Source organism: Janthinobacterium sp., from assembly GCF_031995485.1.
In the GTDB taxonomy this organism is placed as follows: Bacteria; Pseudomonadota; Gammaproteobacteria; order Burkholderiales; family Burkholderiaceae_D; genus Janthinobacterium.
In genome coordinates this window covers 36873-58585 of sequence record NZ_DAMAGB010000027.1, presented here as the reverse complement: position 1 = coordinate 58585, position 21713 = coordinate 36873, and the positions used below count along the sequence as shown (strand labels likewise).

Below are 21713 nucleotides of genomic sequence, written 5' to 3'. Positions count from 1 at the left end.
CCGATATAATCGGACCAGTCGCCCTCGGCATATTTACAACATCCCGGCGCTGTTATACTCAACTTTTCCGCCTCCTCGATGTTGCCCCCATGACCAGTACGCTCTCCCATATTGCCGAACGCTACGTCCAGCTGGTACTTGCCATCGGCCAGCATGATGCTTCATATGTCGATGCCTACTACGGCCCGCCGCAGTGGCAAGATGATGCCGCCTCGGCAAAGCCGTCATTGCAGCAGATCGGCGATGAACTCGCGGCCACGCTGGCCCGGCTGGCCAGCGTCGAAGTGAGCGCTGACCAGGAAACGCGGCTGCGCGCCACCAACCTGCGCATCCAATTGCTGGCGATGCAGGCCAAAGTGGCGATGCTGGAGGGAATGAAACTGCCGTTCGACGAGGAAAGCACGCGGCTCTACGACGCCGTTTCGCCGCACCATGCGCGCGCATGGTACGAGGCCATCGTGGCGCAGGTGGCGCACTTGCTGCCGGGCGAGGGACCGGCCAGTACGCGGCTGCAGCAGTTCCGCCAGCAGTTCGTGATTCCGCCTGCGCGCCTGCAGGCCGTGATGCAGGCGGCCATCGAAGCCGGCCGCGAGCGCACCTTGCAGCATATTGACCTGCCGCCGGAAGAAAATTTCGTGCTGGAATTTGTCACCGACAAGCCGTGGAGCGGCTACAACTGGTACAAGGGCAACTACCAGAGCGTGATCCAGATCAATACGGACTTGCCGATCTATATCGACCGCGCCGTCGACCTGGGCTGCCACGAAGCCTATCCGGGCCACCATGTGTACAACGTGCTGCTCGAACGCGACCTGGTGCGCGGCAAGGGCTGGATGGAATACTGCGTCTATCCGCTGTACTCGCCGCAATCGCTGATTGCCGAAGGCACGGCCAATTACGGCATCGAACTGAGCTTTACGGATGAAGAACGGCTGGCCTTCGAGCAGCAGGTGCTGTTTCCGCTGGCCGGCCTTGACCCTGCGCTGGCGCCGCGCTACCTGGCAGTAAATCGCCTGCTGGCCCGGCTCGCGTATGCCGACAACGATATCGCGCGCCAGTACCTGGACGGCAGCCTGTCGCGCGGCGAAGCGCTGGAGTGGCTGGTCAATGTGCGCCTGTATCCGGCGGAAAAAGCCGCGCAGCGCCTGCAGTTCTACGATGCCATGGGTGCGTATGTGATCAACTACAACCTGGGCCAGGACATGGCCAGGGCATGGGTCGAACGCCAGGGCGCGACGCGCGCGCAGCACTGGGCGGCGTTCCGCGAACTGATGTCCTCGCCGCGCACGCCCACTGCCCTGCTTGCCTGACCACGGCAACCGGTGTCATCATCCTGACATATCCGTCCGCTAGCATGTCGGCACTTTTTATACCGACATCACGGGACGGACATGCAGACGACTACCCCTTGCTTCACCCTCAGCCGCGCTACCCTGGCGGTCGCCATGGCACTGGCGCTGGGAACCGGCCTGGCCGCTTGCGGCGGCAGCGGCCACCATGACACGGCGGCGCCCGTCTCGCCGGCACGCATCATGAACGTGGTGGCCGCTACCGGCAAGGCCATCGCCAGCGCGTCGGTCACCGTGCTCGACGCCAGCAAGAACCAGGTCGGCAGCGGCACCACGGATGCCGCCGGCAAGGCCGCCATCACGCTGGCCGCCGGCGCAAAGGCGCCGTTCCTGCTGTCGGTCACGCCGGCTGGCGGCACCACGCTGTATTCGCTGTCGCACAAGGAGAGCACCGTGAACCTGACGCCGCTGACCACCGTAATTGCCATGCAACTGCTGGGCACCATGCCGTCGGGCGTGCCGGCCACCAGCCTTGCCGCGATCGATGCCGCCAGATTGCAAACCGCGCAGACCCAGCTGGCCACGGCCCTGGCCGCGCCGATGCAGACGCTGGGCCTGGCCGCCAGCTACGACTTCATCAATGGCGCCCTGGCCGCGAACAGCAAGGATCCGGCCGACGTGCTGCTCGACAACGTACAGGTCAAACAGAGCGGCGCCGATGCCGACATTGTCAACGCCAGCGGCAGCATCGTCGCGCAAATCACCAATGGCGGCGTGCCGATGGCCACCGGCAAGAGCGTGCTGGAGACGCCACCGGCATTGAGTGCGCGCGACCAGCAGCTGATCGCCACCGCCGCCGGCACCGATGCCGCACCCGTATTCCTGCAAGTGTCGCTGGACGAACTGCATCCCACCCAGCCGGCCATCGGCTACGACCAGGTGTATTACAAGCTGGGCCGCTATGGCGCGGAAGACCTGATCATGGCCAAGACCAACAAGCCGAAGAAATTTGCCGAACTGTGCGAAGCCAACGGCCAGGATGACGTGGTGACCAAGACCGCCAATGTCGCCGGCGCTACCCTGATCAACCCGCCTGCCACGTTCCAGTGCAAGTCGCCGGTCGGCACCAAGCCGGGCGACATGAAGACGGTTGTCATCGGCCCCAACGGCAAGCTGTTCCTGACCGACGGCCACCACACCTTCACGGCTTTCTGGGACGCCGACAACGGCCAGAATCACCAGCTCAAGGTGTGGGTCAAGGTAACCGACAACTTCAGCAAGCTCAACGAATATGATTTCTGGGCGCAGATGAAGAAAGCCAACAAGGTCTGGCTGAAGGACGGCGCCAACAAACCCATCGCCACCAGCCAGCTGCCCGCCTCGATCGGCCTGAAATCCCTGGGCAACGATCCCTACCGCGCGCTGGTCTACTTCACGCGCGACGCCGGCTATGTGGTGCCGTCGACGGCCACCGAATTCCTCGAATTCTACTGGGCCGACTGGCTGCGCAACAAGCCGGTGATCGACCTGTCGAAAGTCGACACCACCGACACCGCCGCCTACATGGCGGCCATCAAGTCCGCCTCGCAAGCGATGGCGGCATTGAAGGCCACCGACATCGTCAGCGGCACGGCGACGGCGCAAAGCCTGGGCTGGACCGGTGTGTTCAGCCAGCCTGCGCTCGACGACCTGGTCACGCCGACCGGCAAGCTGACGTATTCGATCGCCTACAAGAAGGCGCTGGCGAAGTAAGCCTCGTCCTTCGAGACGGCAAGCAAGGATACTGCCCGGTTTCCTGGGCCTGTCGATGACCTCGGCGGTGTCAGCTACGTCGGCTTGCATGTGGAATGCAAGCATACTCAATCGAAACAGAAGCGCGCCAGAAAATCGTTTTTGATGACGGTACGCGCGATTCTGGTATCGGCGCCGATAAACACATCTGCGCGGCTGAACGGCGGTTTGATCTCCACGCCGTCACGGCTGGCCATGGGCAAGCTTACCTCGATGACATAGCCGGCATGGGGATGGCGGGCAGTGCGGAACTGCCGGCTGGTTCCCGGATGAATGGCATCTTTGGTAATCGTATTGTCATCATTAAAGAAAAAACCCACCGGCCCGCTCGCGGCGGCTGAGTAATGCAGAACCACCACCGGCGCGCTGCATAAAAATAAGAGCAGCGCCAGCACCAGCGTGGCAAGCAGTGCTGCGAGAACGGACAGTTTCCTGAGCATCGCCGAGTTCCTTGTCATGGCATTAATCAAAAATTATAGTTGGCAGTTTGGAAAATTTACTTCGGTCTTTCGACGGTCACATGGTATGGTGACAATCTTCCTGATTACCTGGCAAATGCCGCAATCATCTGCATGAAAAAATTTTTATTGCTGGGTGCGATCATTGTCGCCCTTGTCGCCGGAGCCGCCGTCTTCCTTTGGCCTCCCGCCAACACCATCACCTTTACCGCCACCAATGTTGGCACCGAGCCGATGCGTTCGTTGGTGGTGCATATCACCGGCAAATCGTACGCCATCGGCGACCTTGCCCCTGGCACCGGCAAGTCCTTGCAGCTGCATCCCGGCGCCGACTCGCATATCGAACTGGCACTGGCCGGGCATCCACGGCTGGTGATCGATTGCTATTTCAGCGGCGGCTACAGCGGCAGCATTGCCGCCGAGGTGACAGTCGATCAGGTCGTGGCGATAAACAATTCATTGATTTTCGGCGCGTACTGATTTGGGAAGCAATGTTTTCCCGCAGTCCATTTCAAAACGAAGGCAGCTCAGGCACCGATACTGCCGGCCAGTGAGCGCGACAGCAAACCATCAGCGGTAGCCATGTCGATAAACGCGCGCAGCTTGGGCTGGCTTTGCGTTCTGGCCGCAAAATACAGAAACAATCCCGACGTTTTCGGGATAAACGCATCGAGCACGCGCTCCAGCCTTCCGTCCGCCAGATCGTGCGCGATCTCGATATCGGGCAGATACGCCAGTCCCAGCCCCGAGCGGGAAAAATCGGCAATCAGGCCGGTGTCGTTGACCACCAGCTTGTGCCCGGTTTCCACCTGGAAGCGCTCGCCATCGCGCAGGAAGGCCCACGGCGCCAGCGCTTTCGAGCGGTGGAAGCGGTAGCGCACGGTTTCGTGGCGCACCAGGTCTTCAGGAACCCGCGGCCGGCCGGCGCGCGCAAAATATGCGGGCGAAGCCACGACAGACCAGGCCAGGTCGCCCGTCAGGCGCACCGCCACCATGCCTTGCGCTACCGACTGGCCCAGACGTATGCCCGCATCGAAGCCCTGCTCCAGCAGGTCGACCTCGCCATCGTCGAGCGACATATCGAGCGACACGTCGGGATACGCGCGCTGGAAGCGCGGCGCCAGCTCCCTCAGTACCAGCGCCCCCAATGCACGCGGCACCGTCAGCCGCAAGGTGCCGGCCGGCCGGTCGCGAAAGCGCGTCAGCGCAGCGAAGGCATCGTCGATCTGGCTGCTGGCCGCCAGCAGGCTGGCGTACAGGACACTGCCGGCTTCGGTCAGCGCTACCCTGCGCGTGTTGCGCACGAACACGATCACGCCATGCTGCGCTTCAAGCAGTTTGACCGCCTTGCTGGCGGCTGCCGGCGTGACGCCAAGCCGAATGGCGGCAGCGGTAAAACTCCTGGCCTCGGCCACGGCAAGGAAGATGCGGATACTCTCAAGCGTAACGGGTTTCATGGCGGCGATTATCAACTGTGAGTTAATAGCTTACATCGCAAACCTGTGTATCGGGAATAAATGATGATCCCTATGATGGCCATTCAATATTCACTTCACAGGAGAACGCTATGACCATCACCCTGCCTGCCGTGGTTGCGGCATATTTTCAGGCCGAAAATATCCACGACGCCGCCGCCGTGGCGCAATGCTTCAGCATCGAAGGCGAAGTGCGCGACGAACAGCACATCCACCGTGGACGCCCTGCAATTGTTGACTGGAAACGCGCCACCAGCGCCAGCTACGCGGCAACAGTCACACCCCTCGCCAGCACCACGACGCCAGCCGGCTGTGTCGTCAAAGGCGAGGTCAGCGGCAACTTTACCGGCAGCCCGGTGCAGCTGAACTTTGATTTCACGCTTGATGCCGGACACATCACCGTACTGGAGATCACGCAATGAGCCACGCACAGGACTTTACCGGCAAAACCGTGCTGGTCACCGGCGGCACCAGGGGCATGGGCCGCGCCATCGCCAGCCTGATGCAGGCACGTGGCGCGCAGGTCATCACCACCGCCAGGGAAGCTTCCGATGAACTGCCAGCCGGCGTGGCATTCATCCGCGCCGACCTGGGAACGCGGGAAGGCACCGATACGCTGGCCAGCGCCATCCTGGCGTCGCATGGCGGCGTCGATATTCTGGTCAACAATGTCGGCGGCTCGACCGCTCCCGGCGGCGGCGCGCTGGCACTGACCGATCAGTTATGGGAAGACGCGCTGCAAAGCAACCTGCTGGCGGCGGTGCGCCTGGACCGGGCCCTGCTGCCGGCCATGCTGGACAAAGGCGCTGGAGTCATCATTCATGTCTCCTCGATCCAGCGCAGCCTGCCCCTGTTCGATTCCACCCTGGCCTACGCCGCTGCCAAGGCGGCCCTGAGCAATTACAGCAAGGGTCTGGCGAATGAATTCGGTCCGCGCGGCATCCGCATCAATACCGTGGCGCCCGGCTTTATCGAAACCACTGCGGCCAGCGCCATGATACGGCGCCTCGCCGAGCATGGCGGCACCAGCGACATGGCTGCGCGCGAGAAACTGATGGCGTCGCTGGGCGGCATCCCGATCGGCCGGCCGGGCAAGCCGGATGAAGTGGCCGAACTGGTCGCCTTCCTGGCTTCGGCTCGGGCAGCTTCGATACATGGCAGCGAACATGTGATCGATGGCGGCACCGTACCGACTGTCTAGCCGCAGTCACAGGCCTGGTCATTCCAGGCCAGGCGGCTGCGTGACTCTTGCCCGATGACTGTCAAGTATGAAAGATCAACGGGCATTGTGCGTACGCCTGCATCTACAAGCAAGATCAGCCCGCTCCTGCCGCACGCTGCCCGCAGCATCGGTAGTAATTGCAGGAGACAGGCTTGCGAAGAAAACATGCAAATCCGGCATGCCCATCAGTTGGCTGCTTGCGACGAGGCTTTGACGGCGGGACATGTGTTGCATACGCCGCACTGGCTGCGTATGAGCACAATCGCTTCATGACGGGAGCGCCACAGAATATGTCCGAGCAGTTCCCGTACTGGCACTGCAAACGCCGCGATGGCATCCCGCATGCCATTATGAGATTGCCGAACGCGACCGCCTGCTTACCCGGATGCAGGCTTTGAACAGCCTTCCAGGCAGCTCATCACAAGGCGCTGCCATACAGGAAATCAGGAAATCAGGAAACTCGAGTCCGGACTGAACGACATGCTGGAACATTCAAACCGGCCTTCGCATGCCTGTCCGGGCAGGCCAATTCAGGCTGGCCCACTATTCCCATTCTTTTTCATTGTCCGCCTTGCGCAACTGGCTGCTGTCCAGCGTCGGGCGCACCAAGGGCACAATCCGGCTTCAGCAACACCCACCGCACGGACTGCCACTGCGAGAATGCCATGCGCTGGCCTTTTTTCCGCATCTGGGTAAAGCTGCCATGCGACTCGAGCAGCCACCGGCCGCTGACGGGGGCGGCGGCGCCGCTCCAGGCCCAGATCACGCCGTCGGGCGGCTCGATGCCCGAGGTTTTCGGCCGCGAACGCTCCGGTTCGAGGAAGCGGTAGTGCGCCTCCTCTTCCGGCACCGTGCCGTCCGCATAACGGTCCTCCTGCCACAGCAAGCGCCACGCCAGGTGCAGTTTTTCGCCGGCGTCGTCGCTGTCGCTGTTGTGCTGCAAGGTGATGCCGTTAGCCTGGGCGCCCCGGTCGAAGTATTTCATCGGTCCCACGACCCTGAAGGGCGGCGCCGGTTTCCATGCGCCCGTAAAGCGGTCGACAAAGCGCGTGGCCGGCGCGGCGACCGGTTCCCAGATACCCGCGCAGGGAACAAAACCATTGGCGCGAACCAGGCGATTTAGTGCGGGATCGGGCACCGCTTCCATCTTGTCGGGAAAATGCATCAGCGGCACATCGTTTTTCAGCCAGCGGTTGTAATACCACATGCCACTGGGGAAATAGTCGCGCTGGAACAGGTGCATCGAGCATTCCTGCCACACGTCGTAGGCGCAATGCATGGCATCGCAGTACTCCTGCCACAGCGGCGTATGCTCTTCATTGACGCCATTCTCGCCGTCGTCCACCCGCTGCTGCACGCTGAGCTGAATGGTGAGGCGCTTGCGCGCCGCGATCAGTTCCATGAAAGGCGGATCGCCGATCTTCTTGCAGTGGTTTTTTTCCAGGATGTCCATGGCTTTCCTGAATTCATCCAGGCCGCCCTGCACGAACTCCAGTTCCGATGCCGGCAGCGACGTCGTCAGCGCCCAGCCGTGCCGGCTCGCCTCCTGCAGGCTGGCTTTTGTCACGTCGGCCCATGCTTTGTAGTAAGCGTAAATGCGGCGCCAGGCGGTGATGGAACTGACTTTTTTCAGCAGGTAGAACAGTTTTTGCCGATCGAGATCGCACGGCACCACCAGATCGTTCGGCTCGACGATTTCATTCATCGCGCATGGCCAGGGCGTTCGCCGTGGCGCGCCAGCGCCTGCGTGACGGTGGCCGCCAGGTCGGCCAGCTGGAAAGGTTTGCGCAGCACGGTATTGCTGCCGATGACCTGGTCGATCGCTTCCATGTCCGCATAGCCGGTGGCGATAATCATCGGCAGTCCGGGAAACTCGCGGTTGGCAATCGCCACCAGTTCGGCGCCCGTCATGCCCGGCATCAGGTAGTCGGTGATCATCAGGCTGGGCTTGTCGCGCCGCAGTTCATGCAGGCCGGCCTGGCCGTCCTGGGCCTGGCTGACGCAGTAGCCGAGTGCCTCGAGCGACTCGACCATCGACAGGCGCACCGAGCTGTCGTCTTCCACCACCAGGATGCGCGCGCCGGTGCCGGGCGCCGGCGGCGCCTGGGCCGGTTCCGCGTCCTCGGCATCCATGGCGTCACCGGTCAGCCGCAGCCAGATTTCAATCGTGGTGCCGACACCGGCTTCGCTGAGCACGCGCGCGGTGCCGCCCGATTGCTGGGCCATGCCATACACCTGGCTCAGGCCCAGTCCGGTGCCCTTGCCGATCGCCTTGGTGGTGAAAAACGGTTCGAATACCTTGGCGACGATGGCCGCGTCCATGCCTTGCCCGTCGTCGGTGACGGCGATCAGGCCATACATGCCGCTCGGCAGCAATCCTTCCGGAGCGGCCGCGCGGCTGGCCCGCACGGTCAGCTTGCCGCCGGCCGGCATCGCGTCGCGCGCGTTGATGGCCAGGTTCAGCAGCGCCATTTCCATCTGGTTCACATCGGCCATCACGAACTGTACCTGCTCGTCGATCTCGAACGACAGCTGGATCGCCGAACCGAGCGAGGTGGCCATCAGCTCGCGCACACCATCGAACAGGGTATGGATATCGGTCGCGCGCAGGTTCAGGCGCTGGTTGCGCGAAAACGCCAGCAGCTGGCTGGTCAGCTTGCCGCCACGCTCGCAGGCTCGCCGGGCGACCTCGGCCTTGCGCCTGGCATTCTCGTCCTTGGACAGATACAGGATCAGGTCCATGCTGCCCTGGATCACGTTGAGCAAGTTATTGAAGTCGTGCGCGATGCCGCCCGTCAGGCGCCCTACCGCTTCCATCTTCTGCAGCTGCACCATCGCCAGCTGCACCCGTTCGCGCTCGATCACTTCATTCATCAGCCGGTCGTTGGCCTGCGCCAGCGCGCGCGTGCGCTCCTCGATGCGCGACTCCAGCGTTTCGTTCAGCTGCAACAGCTGGGCCCGGCTGTCGCGCAGGTTTTCCGCCGCGCGCATGCGTTCCACCAGGATCTTGCGCGCCTCGTACTGGCGCTGCCGTCCGCGCAAGGCCGAGGCGGCCGCGCTGCGCAGGGTTTCGGCGTTCAGCGGACGTTCCAGCAGGATGATATTGCCCAACTGGTCGAAGGTGCTGCGGGCCGCGTGCGGCGTGATGCCGGTGCGCTTGGAAATGAGCACCACGAACGGAAAGTCGGACCACGGCTCCTGCGTGCGCAGCCAGGCCAGCAGCTGGTTGACGCTGGAATCCTGCAAGGCCTCTTCGGCGATCACGCAGGCGCCCGCGCCGGCCGCCAGTTCGGCAACCATGGCGTCAAAGCTGGCCACGGCGCCGCCGCCAAAGCCGTTGCGCACCAGCACCTGGTGGATCACCTCGGCGTCGCGGCCATGCGGCGCGAGGATCAGGATGCGCTCGTCGAGCGCGCCGCTATCGAGGGTCATCGGGCCCAGCCATCATCATGGGGGTGGCGCCGCGGTAAGTCGGCAGGCCCGTCAGTATGCCTTCGAAGCCTTCCAGCGCGCCGCCGATGGCGATGCCGCCGGCGCCGAGTTTCAGTTCGTGGATGGTCAGCGCATGGTTGCTGGTGCGGCTCTTGATCACGGTGATCGCGCGGCGCAGCTTGCCGTTCGATTCGAAAAAGCGCAGCAGCACGGTGGTGTCGCTGAGGTAGCTCAGGTCCACATCGGAGCGCACCTCGCCGATCAGGCCGTGCTGGCCCAGCACCAGCACGGTGGTCACGCCCTGCTGGTTCAGGTAGGACAGCAGTTCATGCATCTGCAAGGTAAGGAAATGTTCGCCCGGCATCGCCTGCAGATAGGCGTTCAGGCTGTCGATCACGATGAACTGCACGTTGCACTGTTCCACCGCGTCGCGCAGCATCTGCGCAAATTCGCCGGGCGCCAGTTCGGCCGGATCGATATGGTGGATTGCCAGCTGGCCGCTCGCCACATACGAACGCAGTTCCATCTGCAGCGAGGCCGAACGCGCAAAAAACGTCGCGAGACCCTCGTCGAACAGATAGAACGAAGCCTTTTCGCCGCGTTCGAGCGCCGACAGCAGGCAGCGCACCGACACGGTGGTCTTGCCGATGCCGGACGGGCCGACGATCAGGGTATTGGTGCCCTTGGCCAGGCCGCCGCCCAGCAGGCCATCGAAGGCGTCCGAACCGGTCGAACTCAGATGCGCATGAAAATCGCGGTTGTGTTCGGCTGCGATCAGGCGCGGGAAAATCTTCAGGCCGCCCGTTTCCAGGATGTAGTCGTGGTAGCCGCCGCGAAACTTGGTGCCGCGCATCTTGATCACATTGACGCGGCGGCGCTCCTTGCCGAATTCCTGGGCGATCTGTTCCAGGCTGATGACGCCGTGGGCGATGCTGTGCAGCTGCTGGTCCGGCGTGTTCGACTTGTCATCGAGCAGCAGCACGGTGCAGTCGCGCAGCGAGAAGAACTGTTTCAGCGCCAGGATCTGGCGCCGGTAGCGCAGCGGATTCTGCGCCAGCAGGCGCATCTCGGACAGGCTGTCGAATACCACGCGCAGCGGTTTCAGGATATTGACCTGCTCCATCACGCTTTTGGTGGTTTCGCCCAGCTCCACTTCCGACGGATGAAACACGGACTGCTGGGCATCGGGATCGAGCGAGGTGTCGTTGGCCAGTTCGAACACGGCGATGCCGTCCATGCTCCAGCCATGGCTTTCGGCCACGGCGTCGAGTTCGTCGGCCGTTTCCGACAGGGTGATATACAGGCCCGTTTCACCCTGCGTCACACCGTCGAGCAGGAATTGCAGGCCCAGCGTGGTCTTGCCGGTGCCGGGCGAGCCTTCGACCAGATACACGCGCTGGGCGGTCAGGCCGCCACAGAGGATGTCATCGAGGCCGGCGACGCCGGTGGAGATGCGCGTGGTCGGCTTGCGGCGCTCGCGCAGTTGCGAAGAGGTTTTTTCGTTCATAGGTAGTCAACTTCATCATATAGGCATCGAAAGAATAGTCGTCGAGTGGCACTACATTGTCGGGGGAGTGTACGCTGACCGCTATATCTCGTATTGTAAATTCGGCGCGTAAAACCTTATGTTCGCCATCGAACATAATTCGCAAATGGTATGACGATTCAGGGACAGGGCTGCTGGTCGAACTGGCTGCCCACCAGTTCGTGCATTTCCTGCCCCAGCTGGCGCAGCAGCGCGTTGCCGGCACGCGTCAGGCGCGGCAGCATTTTCATGTCGACCTTGTTCACCACGATAAACACGGCACTGCGCGGCGCGGGCAGGATCGCCGTGTAGCTCATGAAGCCGGCACCGCTGCCCGTCTTGTGCCAGATCGGCGACCTGGCCTGCTGGCCGTCGCCCAGGCGCACCCAGCCCAGGCCCAGCGCATCGGCCGGCCCGGGAAAATCGAAACCCTTCATCACCGGCATGGCGGCGCGCGTGACCCACGGTTTGAGAACCATGCAGGTCGAGGGCGCCGGCGGCACCACGCTGACCAGCTTGCGCAGCCACACGGCCATGTCGAGCGGCGTGGAAAACAGGCCGCTGCTGGCGGCCGTGGCGGTGGTCGCGCCGCACGGGCCGCTGTTGTCGAGATCGGGACCGCTCATCAGGCGCGCGCATTGCGCCGGCGTTGGCGTGGCCGTCGTGTCGTTCATCTGCAGCGGGCTCGTCACCAGCCGCGCCAGCAGCTCCGTATACGGCGCGCCGCCGGCCGACGCCAGCGCGTCGCCGAGCAGGTCATAGCCCGCATTCGAGTAGACCGCTTCCGTGCGGGGTGCCGCATCGGTCTTGCCGTCCTTCAGTTCGCCCCAGCGCACGGCAGCGCCAGGCCAGGCAAACGGCGCCGCATACTTTGGCGGCCCGCTCGAGACGCCGCGCGGCAAGCCGCTGACATGCGTGGCCAGGTCCAGCAAGGTAATCTCGGGCACGCCGGCCGTATGCGGCACCACGCGGCCCTCCCCTGCATGCTGCTGCAGCGTATCGTCCAGCCCCAGCTTGCCCTCTGCCACCAGGCGCGCCAGTACCTCGGCCGTCAATACCTGCGAGCCCGAGCCGATGCGCACCAGCGACTGGCCGTCCGGCACCTGGCCGCTGCCGGGCCGCGTCTCGCCACGGCCATACACCTCGATCTGCCCGCCCTGCACCGTCACCACCACCATGCCCAGCGCGCCGCTGTCGGCAAACATGGCGGAGACGGCCGCTTCATGCCCGGGCTTGCCGGCGCTGGCGGACAGGCAAATCAGCGACAATATCAGGACGGTGGCGAGTTTTTTCATGGCGAACGCATCAAATGGAAAAGCCAGCAGTGTAAACGACAATGGCCCGGCAACCTTGCGGCGGCCGGGCCATGCGTGTGGCATGCGATCAATAATGATCAGTTACGCGATACGCTCGCCATTGGCAGGGTCGAACAGTGCCGCCTTGGACAGGTTGAACGACAGCTGCATGGTCTGGCCCGGGCGCACGGCCTCGATCGGGTGCGTGCGGCAGGTGACGGCCGCGCCGTTCAGGCGCGTCGTCAGCAGGGTATCCGGACCGGTCGGCTCGACCAGGTCGATCAGGCAGCCGAGTTCCTGGCCCACGTCGCCGTGCGCGCTGCTCATGTCGGTAATCTGTTCCGGGCGCACGCCCAGGATCACGTCGCGGCCCACGTAGCTGCGCAATTTTTCGGCGTCGAACGGCAGGGCCAGGCGCATGTTGTTGCCGCCGTTTTCGATCGCAGCGATCACCGCGCCGCCTTCGATCACCGGCTTGACCGTGATGAAGTTCATCGATGGCGAACCGATAAAGCCGGCCACGAACAGGTTGGCCGGATTGTCGTAGATGTCCTGCGGCGTGCCCAGTTGCTGCACCACGCCGTCCTTCATCACGGCGATCAGGTCGCCCATCGTCATCGCTTCGATCTGGTCGTGCGTGACGTAGACCACGGTGGCTTTCAGGCGCTGGTGCAGGCGCTTGATTTCGGCACGCATTTCCACGCGCAGCTTGGCGTCCAGGTTCGACAGCGGTTCGTCGAACAGGAACAGCGACGGCTTGCGCGAAATGGCGCGGCCCATCGCCACGCGCTGGCGCTGGCCACCGGACAGCTGCGCCGGACGGCGGTCCAGCAGGTGCGAGATCTGCAGCGTCTCGGCCACGCGGGCAACGATTTCTTCCTGCTCCGCCTTCGGCACTTTTTTGACGTTCAGGCCGAACGCGATGTTCTCGCGCACGGTCATCGACGGGTACAGCGCGTACGACTGGAACACCATGGCGATGTCGCGGTCTTTCGGCGGCAGGTCGTTGACGACCTTGCCGTCGATCATGATCTCGCCCGAGGTGACGCTTTCCAGGCCGGCGATCATGTTCAGCAGCGTGGACTTGCCGGAGCCGGAGCCGCCGACCAGGATCAGGAACTGGCCGTCCTTGATCTCGATGTCGATGCCCTTCAGGACTTCGGCGCCGTTGGTATAGACCTTGCGGATATTACGAATCGATAAACTAGACATGTTTTTCCTTAACCTTTGACTGCGCCTGCGGTCAAGCCGCGCACAAAATAACGGCCTGCGACCAGGTAGACCAGCAGGGTCGGCAGCGCGGCAATCACCGCAGCGGCCATGTTGACGTTGTATTCCTTGACGCCGGTCGAGGTGTTGACCAGGTTGTTCAGGCCGACCGTGATCGGCTGCGAATCGCCGCTGGCGAACACGATGCCGAACAGGAAGTCGTTCCAGATCTGCGTAAACTGCCAGATGATGCAGACGACAAAGGTCGGACCGGAAATCGGCAGCACGATCTTGCGGAAGATCAGGAAGAAGCCGGCGCCGTCGATGCGGGCCGCCTTGATCAGCTCTTCCGGCACGCTGGTGTAGTAGTTGCGGAAGAACAGCGTGGTGAAGGCCACGCCGTACACCACGTGCACGAATACCAGGCCGGTGGTGGTGTTGGCCAGGCCGAAGTCGCCGAGCAGGCGCGCCATCGGCAGGATCACCACCTGGAACGGAATGAAGCAGCCGACCAGCAGGGCCGTAAACAGCAGCTCCGAACCGCGGAAGCGCCAGTGCGCGAACACGTAGCCGTTGAAGGCGCCGATGAAGGTCGAGATCAGCACGGCCGGCACGACCATTTCGATCGAGTTCCAGAAGAACGGCTGCAGGCCGTCGCAGGTCACGCCGGTACAGGCCGAAGACCAGGCCTTGCCCCACGAGTCGAACTGCCATACCTGCGGCAGCGCCAGCAGGTTGCCGCTGCGGATTTCGTCGAGCGACTTGAACGAGGTCGCCAGCGTCACGTACAGCGGGATGATGTAGTACAGGGCGAACAGTACCAGCAGCAGGTACAGCACCACCCGTCCCGGCGACAGGCTCAATTTGTTGTTGCGTGTATGTGTGGTCATCTCATCGCCTTTGCGCTGCGCGTTTCCAGGTACATCAGCGGCACCAGTACGGCCACGATGGTGGCCAGCATCATCATGGCCGATGCCGAACCCAGGCCCAATTGGCCGCGCGTGAAGGAAAACTGGTACATGAAGATCGCCGGCACGTCGGACGAATTGCCCGGACCGCCAGAAGTCAATGCAATCACCAGGTCGAAACTCTTGATCGCGATATGCGACAGGATCAGGATCACGCTGAAGAACACCGGGCGCATGGCCGGAATCACGATGCGCCAGTAGATCGTCGGCAAGGACGCGCCGTCAACTTGCGCCGCCTTGATGATCTCGTCGTCGATGCCGCGCAAACCGGCCAGGAACAGCGCCATCACGAAGCCGGACGACTGCCAGATGCCGGCGATCACCACGGTGTAGATCGACATGTCGGAGTTGACCACCCAGTCGAAGCTGAACGAGGTCCAGCCCCAGTCGTGCATGACCTTTTCCAGGCCCAGGCTCGGGTTGAGCATCCATTTCCAGGCAGTGCCGGTGACGATGAACGACAGCGCCATCGGGTACAGGTAGATCGCGCGCAGGAAGCCTTCGCCGCGGATCTTCTGGTCGAGCAGGATCGCCAGGAACAGGCCGATCACGATCGACAGGCCAATGAACAGCACGCCGAAGATGCCCAGGTTCTTGAGCGAGGTCCACCAGCGTTCGTTATCGAACAAACTATAGTATTGCGTCAGGCCGGAGAACTCGAAGTTCGGCATCATGCGCGATTCGGTCAGGGACAGATAACCGGTCAGGAAGATAAAACCATAGACGAATACCAGGCTGGCGATGAGCGTCGGGCCCAGTACCAGTTGCGGTATCCATCGATCAAATTGCTTGCGTATGGACATAGGACAGCCGTAGAAGTAGAACTGCGTGTGGCCCCCATCCCGGCGGACGCCGGGCGGGGGCCTGCGATGCATGCGCTAATGCGCGCCATGCGCACTATGCGTCGAGCAGCGCCGGCGGGGAGCCGGCGCGGTCGTGATTACTTCACTTTGGCAGCTTTGGCCAGTTCGGCCACAGCGGCCTGGGACGTCATGTTGGTGTTCATGAACTTGGCAACCACGTCAAACACGGCGCCTTGCGTTGCCGATGGCAATGCCATGCCGTGCGCGAACGATGGCAGCAAGGTACCTGCCTTGTTGCTGGTATCCATGTCTTCCATCGATTTCAGGGCGCAAGCGTCAAACTTGTCCTTGGAAACGCCGGAACGCACCGGGATGGAACCCTTGTTCAGGTTGAAGATCGACTGGAACTTCGGATTCATGATGGCGTTGGCCAGCGCGATCTGGCCTTTCTTCGCATTCGCATCCTTTTGCGTGAACATGGCAAACGAATCGATGTTGAAGGTGTAGGCTTTTTCGGTGCCAGGCGCTGCCACGCACAGGTAGTCCTTGCCAGGTACTTTGCCAGCGGCGGTGAATTCGCCCTTGGCCCAGTCACCCATGAACTGGAAGCCTGCCTTGTTGTTGATGACCATGGCGGTGGCCAGGTTCCAGTCGCGGCCTGCCGCATCCTTGTCGATGTAGGTCTTGACTTTGCCCAGGGTGTCGAACACCTTGATCATGGTCGGGCCGGTCAGTTCTTTCTGGTCCAGCTTCAGGATGGCTTTCTTGAAGAACTCCGGACCGCCGACGCCCAGTGCGACCGATTCAAACACGGTCGCATCCTGCCAGGGCTGGCCGCCGTGGGCAATCGCCACGCCGCCCGATTTCTTGATCTTGTCGGCCGCTTCGAAGAACGCCGGCCAGGTGGTTGGCGTGCCGACCACGCCGGCTTTTTTCAGCACTTCCGGATTGACCCACATCCAGTTGACGCGGTGCACGTTGACCGGTGCGGCAACATAGTGGCCTTTGTATTTCATGATGTCGGCCACGACTTTCGGCAGCACGGCATCCCATTTGCCGGCAACGGCGGCTTCATCGATATTGGCCAGCACGCCTTCCGCGCCCCATTCCTGGATCGACGGGCCCTTGATCTGGGCGGCGGTCGGCGGGTTGCCGGAGATGACGCGGGTTTTCAGCGCGGTGGTGGCGTTTTCGCCGGCGCCGCCTGCCACTGCAAAGTCTTTCCAGCCGAAGCCGGCTTCCTTGACCATCTGTTGCAGCTGGCCGACGGACTTGGCTTCGCCGCCCGAGGTCCAGTAGTGCAGCACTTCGACGTCGGCAGCGAAAGCGTTGCCGGCAAATGCCAGGGCGGTCACTGCGGCCAGTTGGCTAATCTTGAATTTCAGTTTCATCTCCACGTTCCTTTTTTGATCAAGCTTTTAGGGGGCTTCGGCAATCCATGCCGAGAAAGGTCGAAATTGCGCCTGTATCGGCGCTCTTGCATGCGAGACCTGCTTGCAAGCGGGTATCTCGCTTCAATCAACTGGGGCCACACCCGGCGGGAATGGCCCCAAAGACTTTAAAACCAGGTCTCGACCTGGAAACCGTACGACGTGCCGCTCGTATTGTTGTTGTAGATCGGGCCGCCATTGTTCGACGCGTTGACCGAAGCGGTCGCCGCATCGTTCCATTTGCCGTAGGTGACAAACGCGCGCAGTTCAGGACGCGACCACAGGCCAGGACCGGCCGAGATGGTCGGTGCAATGGTCAGCTTGGTCAGGCGCTTGGCCGGACCACCCGATTGCGTCACGCGGTCCGTGCCCAGTTCGCCCACCAGCTTGAAATTGTTGGTGAACGCGTAGACAGGGCGCACGCCGACCGAAGTCCAGGTCGAGGAACCGGTAGCGTTCGATTCGTCTTTTTGCCACAGGGCGACGAATTCCATGCCGAAGTTTTCCATCGGCTGGATCGCCATGTCATTGAACACGCGGGTACGCTTGCGGTCCGAACCGTAAGCGGTGTCGCCGGACGCGCCGAACTGGCCGTTGCCGTCGCCGCCGATGCCTGGGCCCACGCCGTACTGCACGCCGAAGGTGTTGCCGCCGCCGTAGACTTTACCTTGACGGTGGAATGCCGACAGCTGCCAGCCATTGTGTTTCGGGCCGTAGAAATCATCATCCTTGCCTTCGGCCGTGATGATGGTTGCAGCCAGGTCCAGCGTGCCGTTGGTATTGACCGGGATTTCGCCGTAGATGAAGTTCTGGCGGATCGCCGATTTGGTGCCGATCACGGCGCCGGTAACAGGATCGCGGGCATTGATGTCGTGATCCTTGAAGAAGGCATACGAGAATTTGCCTGGACCGACAGGAATGCGGTCCAGACCGGCACCGGTACCATTCATGTTGATGTATTGCATGTCCAGCATGTGGATGTCAGGACGGTAGTAGAAACGCTTGCCGACCCAGGCCGTGCCGCCGTTCAGGAAGTCCAGTCCCTGTGCTTCGACGTAGGCTTTGACGATGCCCAGTTTGTTGTCGCCGAAGTCGGAGTTTGGTGCGTAGGCATTGACCCAGACCGTGCCCATGTAGGTCACGTTGCCGGACTTGGCCAGCGCCTTGGTGTAGCCGAATTCCGTGTAGGCGTCGCACTCATTGCCCAGACGATATTTCTGCGTATTGCCGCCCAGGCCGAAGCAGCCTTGCGAGCCGCCATCGCTGGACGTGTTGCTGCCGGCGCCAGCGCGCAGGTAGCCGTGGAAGCCTTCGGAATCGGATGGGTACATCGGGTCTGCCAGGGCGGAACCGCTGGCAATGGCTAAAACGATGGCAGCAGGCAGCGCTTTCAAAGCGGCCTTCAACATGTTGCGATGCAGCATGGTAAGTCTCCTCAGTAGTTTTGTTTTTATCTAGTACTTCGTGGCCGAATATACTGGCCAGAAATTCTTTCCAGCGCAGACATAGTAACTATACTACGAACAAATATCAACATATTATGTTGTAATCCTACGACTAGTCTGCGACACTTTATTTGACTATTTTTGTCTTCGGGAAATATGTTTTTCGTGCCCCTGTCGCCGCCGGAAAATCGGCCCGTGCATTTTTTGGCGCGCAAGGCGTATACACTCTAAAATCCGTGGTTTTCACCATAACGACAGATGCGCCGCAATGACGGCGCACGCAGACGAGACCAGAACGCCGCCATGAGAATTGAAGAAAGAACAGACAGTGCCGGCAGCGATGCGGCAGAGCGTTTCAGCGACGGCCCGCGCCTGCTGGCCGATATCGGCGGCACCAATGCCCGCTTTGTACTGGAAACGCGCCAGGGCCACCTGGAAGCGGTAGCCGTACTGCCTTGCGACGATTACGCTTCGCTGTTCGACGCGATCACCGCCTACATGAACAGCGTTGACGCGCGCGCCGCCGGTTCGGCCCGCGTGCGCCATGCGGCGATCGCGATCGCCAACCCGATCGACGACGACAATATCCGCATGATGAACCACCACTGGTTCTTTTCGATCGAAGCGATGCGCGCGGCCCTCGGCCTCGACACCCTGCTGGTGGTCAATGACTTCACGGCCCTGGCGATGGCCCTGCCCTATCTGCGGCCCGACCAGCGCACGCAGATCGGCGGCGGCATGGCGCGTGCCGACAGCGTGATCGGCCTGCTCGGCTCGGGCACGGGCCTGGGCGTGTCGGGCATGATCCCGGCCGAAGACCGCTGGATCGCGCTGGGCAGCGAAGGCGGCCATGTCAGCTTCGCGCCGTGCGACCAGCGCGAGATGGACGTGCTGTCGTACGCCTGGCGCGAACTGTCGCATGTGTCGGCCGAGCGCCTGGCATCGGGCCGCGGCCTGGAACTGATCTACCGCGCCTTGTCCGAGCGCGCCGGACAGCACGATGTCCAGCCCTTGCTGGCGTCCGAGATCACCAGCCGGGCATTGGCCAATGACTGCGAAGTGTGCCTGGAAGCGGTCGACTGCTTCTGCGCCATCCTCGGCTCGATCGCCGGCAACGTGGCGATGACCCTTGGCGCGCTGGGCGGCATCTATATCGGCGGCGGCATCGTGCCGCGCCTGGGCCCCCTGTTCGAACGGTCGCAGTTCCGCGCGCGCTTCGAGCAGAAAGGCCGCCTGAACGAATACCTGGCGCAGATCCCCACCTTTCTGATCACGGCCGAGCTGCCGACTTTCCTCGGCATCGCCGCCATCCTGGCGCAAAAGCTCAAGCGCGCCAACTCCGGCGCGCCCGTGCTCGAATCGGTGCGCCAGGCGCGCGCGCGCATGAGTCCTTCGGAATGCAAGGTGGCCGACTGGGTGCTCAAGGAACCGAACGCCATGCTGACCCTGCCGATCGCCGAAATCGCCCAGCGCGTGGGCGTCAGCCAGCCGACCGTGATGCGTTTTTGCCGCTCGATCGGCGTGCAGGGACTGGCCGACTTCAAGCTCAAACTCGCATCCGGCCTGACCGGCGGCGCCATCACGGTGGCCCACTGCCATGTCGAGATGTCGGACTCCGACGCCGAACTGGCGCGCAAGGTGCTGGGCAACAGCGCTTCGGCCGCGCTGGCCATGCGCGACATGCTGGACGTGAAAGCCCTGACCGAGGCGATCGACATGCTGCGCGGCGCGCAGCGCGTGGAACTGCTGGCCGTCGGCAGCGCGCGCGTGGTGGCCGACGACATGCAGCACAAGCTGCTCAACCTGGGCATTGTCAGCAGCTATTTCGCCGACCAGCAGGCGCAGGAAATGAGCGCCGCCATGCTCAAACCGGGCGACGTGGCGCTGGTGATCTCGCGCTCGGGCGCCCTGCCCGAACTGCTGCGCACGGTAAAAGTGGCGCAGGGCTGCGGCGCGCGCGTGCTGGCGATCACGGCCAGCGGTTCGCCGCTGTCGCGCCTGGCCGATGTGCTGCTGACGCTCAATCACCCGGAAGGCAATCTCAACTTCGTGCCGATGATCGTGCGCCTGCTGCAGCTGATGATGCTCGATATCCTGTCGGTGGGCGTGGCGCGGCGCGATACGGCGCAGCGCACCACTGTCGCCGAACTGCATCCGGGCCAGTTGCCGGGCATGCGCATCAGCGGCAAGCTGAAGTTCGGTGGCCACCTCGAATAGCATGGCCGCCCACATCGATACGCCGGGCGGCGCCACCGTGCACGACGTGGCGCGCGTGGCCGGCGTGTCGGCCATGACGGTGTCGCGCGTGATCAACGGGCGCGCCAGCGTCAGCGCCGCCACGCGCGGCAAGGTCGAAGCGGCCATCGCCGCGCTGCGCTACCAGCCCAACCTGGCGGCGCGCGCGGCGCGTACCGGCACCTTGCGCATCGGCCTGTTGTACAGCAACCCGAGCGCGGCCTACCTGAGCGAATTCCTGGTCGGCGCCATGGAGCAGTGCAGCAAGCAAGGCGGCCAGCTGCTGCTGGAGCGCTGCGGCAATCTGGCCAGCCAGCGCGCCGCCATCAAGCAACTGGTGGCGGCCGGCGTGGACGGCATCCTGGTGCCGCCGCCGCTGTGCGACTCGCCCGAGGTGCAGGCGCAACTGAACCGCATCGGCATGCCATCGATCGCGGTGGCCACCGGCCAGCCTTCGCCGGCGATTTCCGCCGTGCGCATCGACGACTACCAGGGCGCGCTGGCGATGACGCGCCATCTGCTGGGGCTGGGACACCGCGATATCGGTTTTATCCAGGGCGACCCGGCCCATACGCCCGCGCTGCTGCGCCAGCAGGCGTTTCTCGATGCGATGCAGGAAGCGCGGTTGCATGTGGCGCCACACCGGCTGGCGCAGGGCCTGTTTACCTACCGTTCGGGACTCGATGCGGCGCACCGGCTGCTGGCAGCGCCCGTGCGTCCCAGCGCCGTCTTTGCCAGCAACGACGACATGGCCGCCGCCACGCTGGCCGTGGCGCATGGCATGGGCTTGCAGGTACCGCAGCAATTATCCGTATGCGGCTTTGACGACACGCCGGTCGCCACCACGGTGTGGCCCGAACTGACCACCATCCACCAGCCGATCGCCGACATGGCGCGCGCCGCCGTGACGCTGGTGCTCGATGAAATACGGCAGCGCCGGGCCGGCGACGTGGCGCCGGCCACGCATCGCCTGCTGGAATTTACGCTGATGGTGCGGGGGTCGTCGGGAGTGCCGGAAGCCTGAATGCTTCAATGGCGCCAACAAAGTTGTCGGATTATGGCCCTTCGGGCCTAATCCGACCTGCGCGATACGGCAAGGACGCGTAGGTCGGGTTAGCGCTTTGCGCGCAACCCGA

At 63.0% G+C, this 21713-nt stretch carries 18 protein-coding genes; 7 read left to right on the top strand and 11 right to left on the bottom strand.

The features are described from left to right. Positions 1–89: 89 nt before the first annotated feature. Both RTQ46_RS15740 and RTQ46_RS15735 read left to right on the top strand, forming a co-directional pair. The gene (locus RTQ46_RS15740; protein WP_312437970.1) at positions 90–1310 is read left to right on the top strand and encodes a hypothetical protein; all 1221 of its coding nucleotides are present in this window, start codon (positions 90–92) and stop codon (positions 1308–1310) included. An 81-nt stretch (positions 1311–1391) separates the two neighbouring features. After that, entirely contained in the window at positions 1392–3041 is a 1650-nt protein-coding gene (locus RTQ46_RS15735) for a ParB-like protein (RefSeq protein WP_312437968.1), read from the top strand. A gap of 107 nt (positions 3042–3148) precedes the next feature. Here RTQ46_RS15735 and RTQ46_RS15730 read toward each other — a convergent pair whose 3' ends face one another. Continuing rightward, entirely contained in the window at positions 3149–3520 is a 372-nt protein-coding gene (locus RTQ46_RS15730; RefSeq protein WP_312437966.1) for a hypothetical protein, read from the bottom strand. A 132-nt stretch (positions 3521–3652) separates the two neighbouring features. Between RTQ46_RS15730 and RTQ46_RS15725 the strand changes: the two genes are divergently transcribed. Continuing rightward, on the top strand, positions 3653–4018 hold the full coding sequence (locus tag RTQ46_RS15725) for a hypothetical protein (protein ID WP_312437965.1): 366 nt from the start codon (positions 3653–3655) through the stop codon (positions 4016–4018). Between the two features lie 47 nt (positions 4019–4065). Here RTQ46_RS15725 and RTQ46_RS15720 read toward each other — a convergent pair whose 3' ends face one another. Further along, positions 4066–4995 carry a LysR family transcriptional regulator gene (locus RTQ46_RS15720; protein WP_312437963.1) on the bottom strand — a complete coding sequence of 310 codons (930 nt, stop codon included), beginning with the start codon at positions 4993–4995 and terminating at the stop codon, positions 4066–4068. A 110-nt stretch (positions 4996–5105) separates the two neighbouring features. Between RTQ46_RS15720 and RTQ46_RS15715 the strand changes: the two genes are divergently transcribed. Together RTQ46_RS15715 and RTQ46_RS15710 are read left to right on the top strand one after the other, a co-directional pair. Then, the gene (locus RTQ46_RS15715) at positions 5106–5435 is read left to right on the top strand and encodes a nuclear transport factor 2 family protein (RefSeq protein ID WP_312437961.1); all 330 of its coding nucleotides are present in this window, start codon (positions 5106–5108) and stop codon (positions 5433–5435) included. Beyond that, complete coding sequence (locus tag RTQ46_RS15710; protein WP_312437959.1) at positions 5432–6214, top strand: SDR family oxidoreductase; 783 nt, start codon at positions 5432–5434, stop codon at positions 6212–6214. The genes RTQ46_RS15715 and RTQ46_RS15710 overlap by 4 nt, the downstream gene beginning before the upstream one ends. Before the next feature lie 580 nt (positions 6215–6794). Here RTQ46_RS15710 and RTQ46_RS15705 read toward each other — a convergent pair. The 9 genes from RTQ46_RS15705 to RTQ46_RS15665 form a co-directional block, all read right to left on the bottom strand. Beyond that, positions 6795–7940 carry an Imm71 family immunity protein gene (locus RTQ46_RS15705; RefSeq protein ID WP_312437957.1) on the bottom strand — a complete coding sequence of 382 codons (1146 nt, stop codon included), beginning with the start codon at positions 7938–7940 and terminating at the stop codon, positions 6795–6797. Continuing rightward, a complete protein-coding gene (locus RTQ46_RS15700) occupies positions 7937–9667 on the bottom strand; it encodes a response regulator (protein ID WP_312437956.1) in 1731 nt (576 codons plus the stop codon). The genes RTQ46_RS15705 and RTQ46_RS15700 overlap by 4 nt, the downstream gene beginning before the upstream one ends. Continuing rightward, positions 9654–11174 carry an ATPase domain-containing protein gene (locus RTQ46_RS15695; protein WP_312437955.1) on the bottom strand — a complete coding sequence of 507 codons (1521 nt, stop codon included), beginning with the start codon at positions 11172–11174 and terminating at the stop codon, positions 9654–9656. Before RTQ46_RS15695 ends, RTQ46_RS15700 begins: the two co-directional genes overlap by 14 nt. A 158-nt stretch (positions 11175–11332) precedes the next feature. Continuing rightward, positions 11333–12487, bottom strand: coding sequence for a D-alanyl-D-alanine-carboxypeptidase/endopeptidase AmpH (gene ampH, locus RTQ46_RS15690; RefSeq protein ID WP_312437954.1), 1155 nt, complete (start codon positions 12485–12487; stop codon positions 11333–11335). A gap of 102 nt (positions 12488–12589) precedes the next feature. Next, entirely contained in the window at positions 12590–13699 is a 1110-nt protein-coding gene (locus tag RTQ46_RS15685; RefSeq protein ID WP_312437952.1) for a sn-glycerol-3-phosphate ABC transporter ATP-binding protein UgpC, read from the bottom strand. Between the two features lie 8 nt (positions 13700–13707). Continuing rightward, on the bottom strand, positions 13708–14586 hold the full coding sequence (locus tag RTQ46_RS15680) for a carbohydrate ABC transporter permease (RefSeq protein WP_312437950.1): 879 nt from the start codon (positions 14584–14586) through the stop codon (positions 13708–13710). After that, positions 14583–15467 carry a sugar ABC transporter permease gene (locus tag RTQ46_RS15675; RefSeq protein ID WP_312437949.1) on the bottom strand — a complete coding sequence of 295 codons (885 nt, stop codon included), beginning with the start codon at positions 15465–15467 and terminating at the stop codon, positions 14583–14585. Before RTQ46_RS15675 ends, RTQ46_RS15680 begins: the two co-directional genes overlap by 4 nt. A gap of 137 nt (positions 15468–15604) precedes the next feature. Beyond that, entirely contained in the window at positions 15605–16858 is a 1254-nt protein-coding gene (locus tag RTQ46_RS15670) for an ABC transporter substrate-binding protein (protein ID WP_312437947.1), read from the bottom strand. A gap of 167 nt (positions 16859–17025) precedes the next feature. Continuing rightward, positions 17026–18321 (bottom strand): carbohydrate porin, encoded by a 1296-nt coding sequence (locus tag RTQ46_RS15665; protein ID WP_312437945.1) that lies wholly within the window; start codon positions 18319–18321, stop codon positions 17026–17028. 324 nt (positions 18322–18645) lie between these two features. On the opposite strand from RTQ46_RS15665, the gene RTQ46_RS15660 reads away from it, so the two are divergent. Next, positions 18646–20559 carry a glucokinase gene (locus RTQ46_RS15660; RefSeq protein ID WP_312437943.1) on the top strand — a complete coding sequence of 638 codons (1914 nt, stop codon included), beginning with the start codon at positions 18646–18648 and terminating at the stop codon, positions 20557–20559. A 1-nt stretch (position 20560) separates the two neighbouring features. Further along, positions 20561–21601, top strand: a complete 1041-nt coding sequence (locus tag RTQ46_RS15655; protein WP_312437942.1) for a LacI family DNA-binding transcriptional regulator — start codon at positions 20561–20563, stop codon at positions 21599–21601. Positions 21602–21713: the final 112 nt, after the last annotated feature.